We start from the raw sequence: 11,041 nt of genomic DNA on the forward strand, positions 1-11,041 counted from the left end.
GTTCAGCCGCAGCAGCCGCCGGCCTCGTCGTGGTCATGGTCGTGTTCGTGCTCGTGCTCGTGCTCGTGGGCATCCAGCTGGGCCATGACACCGGCTTCCTGCCCGGCGATGGCGAGACGCTTCATCTCGGCGACGGCTTCCTTGAGGCCCACGAACAGCGCCCGGGCGATGATGGCGTGCCCGATGTTCAGCTCGTGGATGCCGGGAATCGCGGCGATCGCCTCGACGTTGTGGTAATGCAGGCCGTGCCCGGCATTGACCGTCAGCCCCAGTTCGAAGGCCATTTCCGCGGCCGCCACCAGGCGCTGGTACTCGACGCGCTGGGCATCGCCGCTGGCCTCGGCATACGCCCCGGTATGCAGCTCGACGGTCGGCGCCCCCAGCTCGTACGCGGCCTGGATCTGCGCGGGTTCCGGGTCGATGAACAGCGATACCTCGCAGCCCGCCGCGGCCAGACGCCGGCAGGCGTCGCCCACGCGCTCGCAGGCCCCGACGACATCGAGCCCGCCCTCGGTGGTCAGTTCCTCGCGCTTCTCCGGCACCAGGCAGACGTTGGCGGGACGCAGCGTCTCGGCGAAGGCGATCATTTCCTCGGTGACCGCCATTTCCAGGTTCATGCGCGTCGCCAGCGTCTCGGCGAGCACGCGCACGTCGCGCTCCTGGATGTGGCGGCGGTCCTCGCGCAGATGCAGCGTGATGCCGTCGGCACCGGCCTCTTCGGCCAGCATGGCCGCCTGCACGGGATCGGGGTAACGCGTTCCGCGTGCCTGACGCAGCGTGGCGATGTGGTCGATGTTGACGCCCAACAGGATACGTGGCGGATGCATGACGGATTCCTCGGCAATGAAGGGTGGAACGGTGGAGGTGTGAGGTTCAGGCCTGGAGCAGCGCCTAGTGAGCGCGTCGACGCTCGGCCAGCCGACGCATCAACTCCCGCGAGCGCAGCGGGCGCTCGCCCAGCAACGGCGCCAGGGCCGCCCGGGTGACCTGCTTGGCGACGCCCGCCAGGCCGGGTTCTTCCCAGTCGCCCCGCGCCAGCCACTTGAGGCTTCGCCCGTCGATACCGCCATTGCCGGCGGGCACCCCGCGGAAACAGCGCTGGTCGGGATGGTAGCGGTAATGGGTGAAGGCATCCAGCGGCGCCTCCTGCTCGTCGACGAAACGCGGGGCGGCATCCAGGGTCTCGAGCAGGGTGATTTCCAGGCGCCTCAACGCGCCGGCGCGCTTGGCCGGGGATGGCAGTGCCTCGAGGGTCAGCGCGTACAACGAGAACACTTCGCCCGCCGGGTATTCCAGCGGTAGCGTGCGCGCCAGGAGTTCGTTGGCATAGACGCCGCAGAGCAGGCCCTCGCCGGCCAGCAGGGCCGCACTTCCCTGGCTTTCGAGCAGGCGCAGGCGCTTGAGGTCACCGTTGCCGCTCCAGGTGACATGCAACGGCGAGAACGGCTGCAGGATACCGCGCGCCTTGCTGCCGCCGCGCTGCACGCCCTGGGCCACGGCACGCACGCGTCCCTGGCCGAGGGTCAGCAGCTCGACGATGGCACTGGTCTCGCGGTAGGCACGCTTGTGCAGCAAAAAGGCCGGTTCAGGCGTCATCGCGGCATCTCCGCGCCGTGGTGGGCGCAATCAGTCGAGATCGTAGCCGAGGCTCTTCAGGGCACGGTCGTCGTCGGACCAGCCACGCTTGACCTTCACCCACAGGTTGAGCATGACCTTGGCGTCGAAGGCGCGCTCCATTTCCAGGCGGGCCTCGCGTCCGATGCTCTTGATGCGCTCGCCGCGCTCCCCGATCAGGATCTTCTTCTGGCCCGGCCGCTCGACCATGATCAGCGCGCTGATGTGCAGCGTCTTGCCGTCGTCCTTGAATTCCTCGATCTCGACGGTCATCTGGTATGGCAGCTCGTCACCGAGCTGGCGCATGACCTTCTCGCGCACCAGCTCGGCGGCCAGGAAGCGCTGGCTCTTGTCGGTGATCTGGTCTTCCGGGAAATAGTGCACGCTTTCCGGCAGGCGCTGGGCGATCTCGGCCTCGAGCTCCGGCACGTTGGTACCGTGCTTTGCCGAGATGGGCACCACGGCGGCGAACTCGCGCTTGCGGCTGATGCTGTCCAGCCACGGCAGCAGGCTGCTCTTGTCCTCGAGCCAATCGACCTTGTTGACGGCCAGAATCACCGGCGCGGGGACCTGGCCGAGCTTTTCCAGTACCACGTCGTCTTCCGCGGTCCACTTGGTGCGGTCGACGATGAAGATCACGCAATCGATATCGCGCAGGGCATGCGTGGCCGCCTGGTTCATGAAGCGGTTGATCGCCTTGTTGCGATCGCGGGTCTGGATGTGCATCCCCGGCGTATCGACGTAGATGAACTGGGTCTCCCCCTCGGTCTTGATGCCCATCACCTGGTGACGCGTGGTCTGCGGCCGCCGCGAGGTGATGGAGATTTTCTGACCGAGTATCCGGTTCATCAACGTCGATTTCCCGACGTTGGGGCGACCGACGATGGCCACGAAACCACAGTGTTGCGTCATGCGTGCTTGCCCCGGGAAGGTTCGAGAGTTTCAAGCGCCTTTTCGGCGGCCTGCTGCTCGGCGTGACGGCGGCTGGAGCCGACACCCAGCGTATGATCCTCGAGCATCTCGACGTGACACTCGATGGTAAAGACTTGCGCGTGCGCCTCGCCCTCGACCGACACGACCTCGTAACGGGGCAGCGCCGCCTGGCGCGACTGCAGGAATTCCTGCAGGCGCGTCTTGGGATCCTTCTGGTTGTCCTGCAGGTCGATCGCCTCCAGGCGGGTGGCATACCAGGAGAGGACACGGGCCTTGGCGACGTCCATCCCGGCATCGAGATAGATGGCGCCGATCAGCGCTTCCACGCCATCGGCGAGGATGGAATCGCGGCGGTATCCGCCGCTCTTCATCTCGCCGGACCCCAGGCGCAGGCACTCGCCCAGTTCGAACTCGCGCGCCAGCTCGGCCAGGGTCTGCCCCTTGACCAGACGCGCGCGCAGGCGCGACAACTGCCCCTCGCGGGCCTGCGGGAAGCGTTGAAACAACGCCTCGCCGATCACGAAATTGACGATCGAGTCACCTAGAAACTCCAGACGCTCATTGTTCTTGCCCCCGTAGCTACGGTGGGTCAGCGCCAATTCCAGTCGCGAGGTATCGCGAAACTGGTAACCGATCCGTCGACTGAGGGCTTGCAAAGGGCTACTCACGGAACTGCCTTTTTCATCTGTTCTTGATAACGCGTCGGAGAGCGTCGCTCTCCCCTAGTATGGGTCATGCGAACGTCAGTATGAGTCATTCGAGAGTCCGGGTCATTCGAGGAGCCTGACACTGGAGAAACTCGGCAAACCGCCATCCCAGTGCATCCACACGGCAAAGGCCTCGCCCACGATGTTCTCTTCCGGCACGAAGCCCCAGTAGCGGCTGTCGTTGGAATGGTCGCGGTTGTCGCCCATCATGAAGTACTGCCCGTCCGGCACCACGACCTCGCGCATCTGCGGGCCGGGGTCCTGCGGATTGTTGTAGATGGCATGGGCGACATCCCCCAGGCGTTCCTCGAATTGCCGCTCGCCGGGCGCGTCATCGGCGTCGTCGTCGGTCACCGACTTGGCGACTGGCTGGCCGTTGACGTAAAGCTGCTTGTCTTCGTAGCGAATACGATCGCCCGGCAGGCCGACCACGCGCTTGATGAAGTTGACCGAAGGGTCGTCCGGAAAACGGAACACCATGATGTCGCCGCGTTCCGGCTCGCCGAGGTCGAGGATTTCCGTGTTGATCACCGGCAACCGCAGCCCGTAGGTGAACTTGTTGACCAGGATGAAGTCACCGACCTTGAGCGTGGGACGCATCGAGCCGGAAGGAATCTGAAACGGCTCGACCACGAAGCTGCGCAGCACCAGCACGATCAACAGCACCGGAAAGAAGGAGCGCGCATAATCCACCGGCCAGGGTTCCTTGGCCAGCTTGCCGCGCGTCGCGGCATCCAGCTCACCGTCGACCTGCGACTCGGCCGTGGCCAGCCGGGCGCGACGCGCACGCCGCCACCACACGATATCCAACAGCCAGACAATGCCGGTGATGGCCACGGCCAGCACCAGCAACAACGAAAAATCCATGGCTACGATTCCTAGTCATTCATCTTGAGGACGGCGAGGAAGGCATCCTGGGGAATCTCCACCTTGCCGACTTGCTTCATGCGCTTTTTGCCTGCTTTCTGTTTTTCGAGCAATTTCCGCTTGCGCGTGACGTCGCCGCCGTAGCACTTGGCGGTGACGTTCTTGCGCAGTGCCTTGACCGTGGAGCGCGCCACGACCTGTCCCCCCAGCGTCGCCTGAATCGCCACATCGAACATCTGACGCGGAATCAGCTCTTTCATCTTCTCCACCAGGGCACGACCGCGCGGGTGCGCGTGATCGCGGTGCACGATAGTGGCCAGCGCATCGACCCGGTCGCCGTTGATCAGCACGTCTAGACGTACCAGCTTGGCGGCCTCGAAACGCTCGAAGTTGTACTCGAGCGAGGCGTATCCCCGGGAAATGGACTTCAGGCGGTCGAAGAAGTCCATGACCACTTCACTCATGGGCAGTTCGTAGGTGAGCTGAATCTGGCTGCCCAGGAACAGCATGTCGAGCTGCGTGCCGCGACGCTGCTCGCATTCGGAAATGACGTTGCCGACGAAATCCTGCGGCACGAGGATGCTGGCCCGCACGACGGGCTCGCGCATCTCTTCGATATCGGCCATGTCCGGCAACTTGGAGGGGTTGGAGACGTAACGCGTCTCGCCATCCTTCATGGCCAGTTCGTAGATGACCGTCGGTGCGGTGGTCAGCAGGTCCAGGTTGTACTCGCGCTCGAGCCGTTCCTGGACGATCTCCATGTGCAGCGTGCCGAGGAACCCGACGCGGAAGCCGAAGCCCAGGGCATCGGAGTTTTCCGGCTCGTAGTCCAGGGAGGCGTCGTTGAGCGCCAGCTTCTCCAGGGCGTCGCGGAAATCCTCGTAGTCGTCGGAGCTGACCGGGAACATGCCCGCGTAGACCTGCGGCTTGACCTTCTGGAAGCCCGGCAGGCGCGCGACGTCCTCGCCGCCCTTGGCGTGCACGATGGTGTCCCCCACCGGCGCGCCATGGATGTCCTTGATGCCCGCCACCACGAAGCCGACTTCGCCGGCCCGCAGGATGCCGGTCTCCTTGCGCTTGGGCGTGAAGATACCGACCTCGCCCACTTCCCAGGCGCGCTCGGTGGACTTCATGCGGATCTTGTCGCCCTTCTTGATCGTCCCGTCGAACAGACGCACCAGGGAAATCACGCCCAGGTAATTGTCGAACCAGGAGTCGACGATCAAGGCCTGCAGCGGTGCCTCGGGATCTCCCTTGGGCGGTGGCACGTCGCGCACCAGGCGCTCCAGCAACGCCTCCATGCCCAGGCCGCTCTTCGCCGAGACCCGGCAGGCATCGGAGGCATCGATACCGATGATTTCCTCGACCTCGTGGGCGACACGATCGGGATCCGCCTGGGGCAGGTCCATCTTGTTGAGCACGGGCAGGACCTCGAGCCCCTGCTCCACGGCCGTGTAGCAGTTGGCCACCGACTGGGCCTCGACGCCCTGGCCGGCATCGACCACCAGCAGCGCGCCCTCGCAGGCATACAGCGAGCGCGAGACCTCGTAGGAAAAGTCCACGTGGCCGGGCGTGTCGATGAAGTTGAGCTGGTAGACCTGACCGTCCTCGGCCTTGTAATCCAGCGTGACCGACTGCGCCTTGATGGTGATGCCCCGCTCACGCTCGAGGTCCATCGAATCGAGCACCTGCTCTTTCAGCTCGCGCTCGGTCAGGCCACCGCAGATCTGGATGATGCGGTCGGAGAGCGTCGATTTGCCGTGGTCGATATGGGCAATGATGGAGAAGTTGCGAATGTGAGGAAGCGTTGCGTTCTTTTCGTCGCGGCTCATCAAGTCCTACCTGAGTCAGAAACACGATCCGGCCAAGCATACCGCGAGGCAAGCGTACGCGGACCGACGGGCATTCGAATGAAAGGCATTGTACCGGCATGCACCTGACATGGACAGCAAGCGCGTGCGATCGACGCGTTGCCGGACACGACGAGGCCCCGCTTCGGCGGGGCCTCGTCCTCAGGTGGTGAGCATTGCCGCGGACGTCACTCCTGCTTTTCGGTCTCCAGGCGCAGCGCCACGAACAACGATTGGCCGTCGCGCACGATGCGCACGGGCACGGCACGATCGGTGGGCGCGTCCTTCACCGCCTCCATCAGGGCATCGGTATCCTCGATGTCCTGGCCGTTGAAGCTGACGATGACATCGCCGCGTGACAGGCCGGCGGCGGCGGCCGCACCACGCGGGTCGACCTGGCGCACCAGCACGCCGCTGTCGACGTCCAGTTGCCGGCGCATCGGCTCATCCAGATCGCTGATGGCGATGCCGAGCCGCACCTGGCTGTCGTCCTTCTTCGACGTCCCCGTCACGGCCTTGCCCTCGTCGGGCCAGCTGCCCACGGTCACGTCGAGATCGCGGCGTTCGCCATCGCGCATCACCGTCAGCGTGATGTCCTCGCCCGGCGCGACACGCCCCACCAGACGCGGCAACGAGCTGGAATCCTCGACGCGATCGTCGTTGACGGACAGCACCACGTCGCCCGCCTCGAGTCCCGCACGGCTTGCCGGACTGTCGTCGGTGACATCGGAAATCAGCGCGCCGCGCGGACCGTCGAGCCCGAAGGATTCCGCCAGGTCACGGGATACCGGCTGAATCACCACGCCGAGCCAGCCGCGATTGACATGCCCGGAGTCCTTCAACTGATCGGCGATATCCATCGCCACGTTGATGGGAATGGCGAAGGACACCCCCATGAAGCCGCCACTGCGGGTATAGATCTGCGAGTTGATACCCACGACCTCGCCATCGAGGTTGAACAGCGGACCGCCGGAATTGCCGGGATTGATCGCCACGTCGGTCTGGATGAACGGCACATAGGCGTCGCTGGGCAGCGTACGATCGATGGCGCTGACGATGCCCGAGGTCACCGAATGATCGAAGCCGAAGGGCGAGCCGATGGCGGCGACCCATTCACCGACCTCCAGGGCGTCGGAGTCTCCCATCTCGAGTACCGGCAAGTCATCGGCATCGACCTTGAGCACGGCGACGTCGGTTTTCTTGTCGGCCCCCACGAGCGTGGCCTCGAGCTCGCGACGGTCGTTGAGGCGCACCACGATCTCGTCGGCACCGTCGACCACGTGGGCGTTGGTCATGATGTAGCCGTCGCGGCTGATGACGAAGCCGGAGCCGAGGGAGTGGCGCTCTTCACTGCCGCCGTAGCCCGGCGCCCCGGGAATCATCGGCGGCATCTGATCGCCGAAGAAGTGCCGGAAGATTTCGGGCACGTCCTGACCGCCGAACGGCGACCCGGCCATGCCCCGGGATTCGACGGTACTGGTGGTGGAGATGTTGACGACCCCGGGGGCGGCATCCTTCACCAGTTGGGTGAAGTCCGGCAGGTCGCGTGCCTGGGCGAGCTGAGCGGTGAAAAGCGTCAGCAGGGCAAGACACCAAAGGGTGGTATGACGGGCGATGTATTTCATCAAAGACTCCTGATACAAAGCGTGGACTCGTTAACCAAACGAGGAGTCGCATTGACAATGGCCGGCGGGGCTCGCCGACCTACCATGGCCGACCGCGATATCCGCGACGCGGCCGACACTCCATTGATACGCTAACGCAACACGAGTTCACTGAACACTGCCATTCGCCCGTGTCGCGTCGAGCGCATCTACGGTCCGGCCGAGGCGTGGCACCGCTCCATGACACGCACGCCCCGACCCGAACGATAAAAGGGCGCACCCGGCAATCCGCGGCGCGCCCCATGGGTCATTCGTGTGTCCTTGCCATCCAGCGCATCAGCGCTGGCTCGCCCTCTCGGACGCTTCCGGGCCACCCGACACGCTGCGGCTGGACATCCATGCATCGCCCGCGCCATCGCCAGCGAACTGGTCGGCATGCTGATTCAGATACGCCTGCAACATGAGCACCTGCTCGTAGTCGCTACGCTGGAACTGATAGCCGCTGCGCTGGGACTGGCGATCGGGGTCGGCAAACAGCGGCGAGTCCATGCCCGCTTCCATGAGGCCGCCCGGCGCTGACGGCGCCAGGCTCGGGAAGACCGGACCGGTGCCTGCCGAAGAGGCCAAGAATCCCGAGGCACCGCCCCCCATGCCGACCGGCGTCACCATGGCGCCGCCCGAGGGAGCGCTGGTCAGCGAGGCGCGCTGCGCATCCGCACCTCCCTGCCCCGTGGCCGCATCGCTGCTGGCGAACTCCGCGCCTTCGCCATCGCCCGGTACGTTGGCGTTGTAGACCTGAACGCCGGTGATGACCATCAGGGATACCGCCGCGGCGACAGCGGCACTACCGGCGAAGGAAAACGGTGCGGCGCGGCGCGATGTGGATGGCGCCGGCGCTTCCTGGGGCGCGGGCTCGTCGGCCAGCCGAGCCATGATACCGGCGGAGAGATCGGTCGTGACATCCACGTCGCGATCGCGCTGCATCATGCTGCGCGCCAGATGGTAACGCCGCCATGTATCGGCTTCCTCGGGCGAGCCCTGCAGCGCCTTCAAGGCACGCCGTATTTCCAGGTCATCGCCTTCGTTATCCATCAGCGCGGAAAAAGACTCTCGCACGTTCTGATTCATACCTACACCCTCACATTCGACAAGACGAATGCCCATCGTCCATTGGGCGCTGTGTAGCGGCTCGCATATGGCAACACAGCTCCTGAAACCGGTTCTGAAACCCGAGCGAGCGTCCTGCTCACATGGCGTCGTAGCGCCCACTCATTCCACTGATACCCCGTTGAGACGTCAAAGTCGCCGAACAGTTCACTCGCGATGACATGGATTGCATTTTTCATCACTCGACGGCGGCGTCCGCCTTGTTCGACGTGCTCAACAACGGGGCGATGGCCTTGTCCACCGCTTCGCGCGCGCGAAAGATGCGCGAACGTACCGTGCCGACCGGACACTGCATGATGTTGGCGATGTCCTCGTAGGCGAGACCGTCCATCTCCCGCAGCGTGATCGCGGTACGCAGGTCTTCCGGCAGGTTCTCGATCACCTCGAACACCACTGCCTCGAGCTGGTCGCGCTGCAGCGCCGCCTCGGGGGTATCGATATCGGACAGGCGACCGCTGTGATCGAGCACTTCGGCATCGACGATGTCCATGTCACTGCCCGGCGGTCGGCGACCGCGCGAGACGAGATGGTTCTTGGCGGTGTTGATCGCGATACGGTACATCCAGGTATAAAAGGCACTTTCGGAGCGAAACTTGCCGAGCGCACGATATGCCTTGATGAAGGCCTCCTGCGCCACGTCCTGCACCTCGGCGGGATCGTGCACATAGCGGCCGATCAGACCGATGATCTTGTGCTGATACTTCTTGACCAGGAGGTCGAAAGCGCGGGTGTCTCCCTTCTGGGCACGCTCAACGAGCTGGTGATCGGTTTCCCTTGTGCCCATTCACTCCCCCTCAATGCCGGAGGCACCATGGCGCGGGCCGCCCGCTTCGGCGGCACCGCATGAAATTTGCATCTGCTGTGTGGTCATCATGTTCCAGTCGAGCCCGCGGGGCACTGAATGATCGAGACAATGAATCGAATGGGGCGAAGACCTGGGGTCATGTGGCCGATCCGCTTGCTTGTGATGTGTCTAGTGTTCCTGTTTCTGCCCGTCCCATCAAGGCGACACGACGGCGGATGCGCTCAAGGCATCCGGGCATTGACCGCTCGCTCGGCGATAAGTTCGGCTGCGACATTGATTTTCCCGGCGCCGACAAGCGATAGTAGCGCTTCTTCGCAAGCGAAACCGATGCCCTTGGCGACACATATCTACAGGTAGCGGAATGTCAGAACAGCAGGTCAACAATATCAACGTCCTCGCGCAGGACGTGCTGGTCACCCCCGAAGCTCTCAAGCGGGAAATCCCTCTTTCCGAGGAAGCCGAGCGCACGGTACTCGAGGGTCGTCGGACCCTGCAGCGCATTCTCGATGGCGACGACCCGCGCCTGGTCGTGGTCATCGGACCGTGCTCGATCCACGACGTGGAAGCCGCGCGCGACTACGCGCGCCGTCTGCGCAAGCTGGCCGACGAGGTCAGCGACAGCCTGTACGTCGTGATGCGCGTGTATTTCGAGAAGCCGCGCACCACCGTCGGCTGGAAGGGATTGATCAACGACCCTCACCTCGACGATACCTTCGACATCCAGGAAGGGCTGCGCACCGCCCGGCGCCTGCTGGTGGAACTCGCCGAAATGGGGCTGCCGCTGGCCACCGAGGCGCTCGATCCCATCTCGCCCCAGTACCTGCAGGACTGCATCAGCTGGTCGGCCATCGGCGCCCGCACCACCGAGTCCCAGACGCACCGTGAAATGGCCTCCGGTCTCTCGTCGCCGGTGGGCTTCAAGAACGGCACCGACGGCAGTCTCGATGTCGCGGTCAACGCCCTCAAGTCGGTCGCCCACCCGCACAATTTCCTGGGCATCGACCAGGGCGGCCAGGTCGCGGTGATCCGCACGCGCGGCAACGCCTACGGGCACATCGTCCTGCGCGGCGGCAACGGCAAGCCCAACTACGACAGCGTCAGCGTCACGCTGGCCGAGAACGAGCTGCGCGCGGCCGGCGTCACGCCCAACATCATGGTCGACTGCTCGCACGCCAACTCCAACAAGGACCCTTCCCTGCAGCCGCTGGTGATGGACAACATCGCCAACCAGATCCTCGAGGGCAACACCTCGATCATGGGCCTGATGGTCGAATCGCATATCGGCTGGGGCAACCAGAAGATTCCCGAGGACCGCTCGCAGCTGCAATACGGGGTCTCGATCACCGATGCCTGCATCGACTGGCCGACCACCGAAACGGCCATGCGCAGCATGGACGAGAAGCTCAAGCCGGTACTCGGTCAGCGCCAGCGCGGCGCCTGATCGCCCGCCCCACCGCCGTCCGCGCCGGGCTTTCGGCGGCGCGGGCGGCGCGC

At 64.6% G+C, this 11,041-nt stretch carries 10 protein-coding genes; 1 reads left to right on the forward strand and 9 read right to left on the reverse strand.

What is annotated here, in order from left to right; all coding sequences use genetic code 11:
• Window positions 1-2: 2 nt before the first annotated feature.
• The 9 genes from pdxJ to rpoE form a co-directional block, all read right to left on the reverse strand.
• Window positions 3-827: a pyridoxine 5'-phosphate synthase gene (gene pdxJ / locus ABGX75_RS03235; RefSeq protein WP_347410969.1), complete on the reverse strand. Its 825-nt coding sequence runs from the start codon at window positions 825-827 to the stop codon at window positions 3-5.
• Between the two features lie 64 nt (window positions 828-891).
• Complete coding sequence (gene recO / locus ABGX75_RS03240) at window positions 892-1,596, reverse strand: DNA repair protein RecO (protein ID WP_347410968.1); 705 nt, start codon at window positions 1,594-1,596, stop codon at window positions 892-894.
• A gap of 30 nt (window positions 1,597-1,626) precedes the next feature.
• Window positions 1,627-2,526, reverse strand: a complete 900-nt coding sequence (gene era, locus ABGX75_RS03245; RefSeq protein WP_011506931.1) for a GTPase Era — start codon at window positions 2,524-2,526, stop codon at window positions 1,627-1,629.
• Complete coding sequence (gene rnc, locus ABGX75_RS03250; protein WP_035412536.1) at window positions 2,523-3,215, reverse strand: ribonuclease III; 693 nt, start codon at window positions 3,213-3,215, stop codon at window positions 2,523-2,525. Before rnc ends, era begins: the two co-directional genes overlap by 4 nt.
• A 102-nt stretch (window positions 3,216-3,317) precedes the next feature.
• Window positions 3,318-4,121, reverse strand: coding sequence for a signal peptidase I (gene lepB, locus ABGX75_RS03255; RefSeq protein ID WP_011506929.1), 804 nt, complete (start codon window positions 4,119-4,121; stop codon window positions 3,318-3,320).
• Window positions 4,122-4,132: 11 nt separating this feature from the next.
• Window positions 4,133-5,953, reverse strand: a complete 1,821-nt coding sequence (gene lepA / locus ABGX75_RS03260; protein ID WP_011506928.1) for a translation elongation factor 4 — start codon at window positions 5,951-5,953, stop codon at window positions 4,133-4,135.
• Window positions 5,954-6,159: 206 nt separating this feature from the next.
• Window positions 6,160-7,596, reverse strand: a complete 1,437-nt coding sequence (locus ABGX75_RS03265) for a DegQ family serine endoprotease (protein WP_035412532.1) — start codon at window positions 7,594-7,596, stop codon at window positions 6,160-6,162.
• Window positions 7,597-7,911: 315 nt separating this feature from the next.
• Complete coding sequence (locus ABGX75_RS03270) at window positions 7,912-8,703, reverse strand: sigma-E factor negative regulatory protein (RefSeq protein ID WP_287124008.1); 792 nt, start codon at window positions 8,701-8,703, stop codon at window positions 7,912-7,914.
• Between the two features lie 217 nt (window positions 8,704-8,920).
• Window positions 8,921-9,526 (reverse strand): RNA polymerase sigma factor RpoE, encoded by a 606-nt coding sequence (rpoE, locus tag ABGX75_RS03275; RefSeq protein WP_011506925.1) that lies wholly within the window; start codon window positions 9,524-9,526, stop codon window positions 8,921-8,923.
• A gap of 382 nt (window positions 9,527-9,908) precedes the next feature.
• On the opposite strand from rpoE, the gene ABGX75_RS03280 reads away from it, so the two are divergent.
• Window positions 9,909-10,988 (forward strand): 3-deoxy-7-phosphoheptulonate synthase, encoded by a 1,080-nt coding sequence (locus ABGX75_RS03280; RefSeq protein ID WP_011506924.1) that lies wholly within the window; start codon window positions 9,909-9,911, stop codon window positions 10,986-10,988.
• Window positions 10,989-11,041: the final 53 nt, after the last annotated feature.

The sequence above is a fragment of the Chromohalobacter sp. genome (assembly GCF_039830575.1).
GTDB lineage: Bacteria > Pseudomonadota > Gammaproteobacteria > Pseudomonadales > Halomonadaceae > Chromohalobacter > Chromohalobacter israelensis.

Coding starts and splice junctions, on each gene's coding strand:
- rpoE (WP_011506925.1), bottom strand. CDS start 9,526: ATGGGCACAAGGGAAACCGATCACCAGCTCGTTGAGCGTGCCCAGAAG.
- pdxJ (WP_347410969.1), bottom strand. CDS start 827: ATGCATCCGCCACGTATCCTGTTGGGCGTCAACATCGACCACATCGCC.
- era (WP_011506931.1), bottom strand. CDS start 2,526: ATGACGCAACACTGTGGTTTCGTGGCCATCGTCGGTCGCCCCAACGTC.
- recO (WP_347410968.1), bottom strand. CDS start 1,596: ATGACGCCTGAACCGGCCTTTTTGCTGCACAAGCGTGCCTACCGCGAG.
- lepB (WP_011506929.1), bottom strand. CDS start 4,121: ATGGATTTTTCGTTGTTGCTGGTGCTGGCCGTGGCCATCACCGGCATT.
- ABGX75_RS03280 (WP_011506924.1), top strand. CDS start 9,909: ATGTCAGAACAGCAGGTCAACAATATCAACGTCCTCGCGCAGGACGTG.
- ABGX75_RS03265 (WP_035412532.1), bottom strand. CDS start 7,596: ATGAAATACATCGCCCGTCATACCACCCTTTGGTGTCTTGCCCTGCTG.
- ABGX75_RS03270 (WP_287124008.1), bottom strand. CDS start 8,703: ATGAATCAGAACGTGCGAGAGTCTTTTTCCGCGCTGATGGATAACGAA.
- lepA (WP_011506928.1), bottom strand. CDS start 5,953: ATGAGCCGCGACGAAAAGAACGCAACGCTTCCTCACATTCGCAACTTC.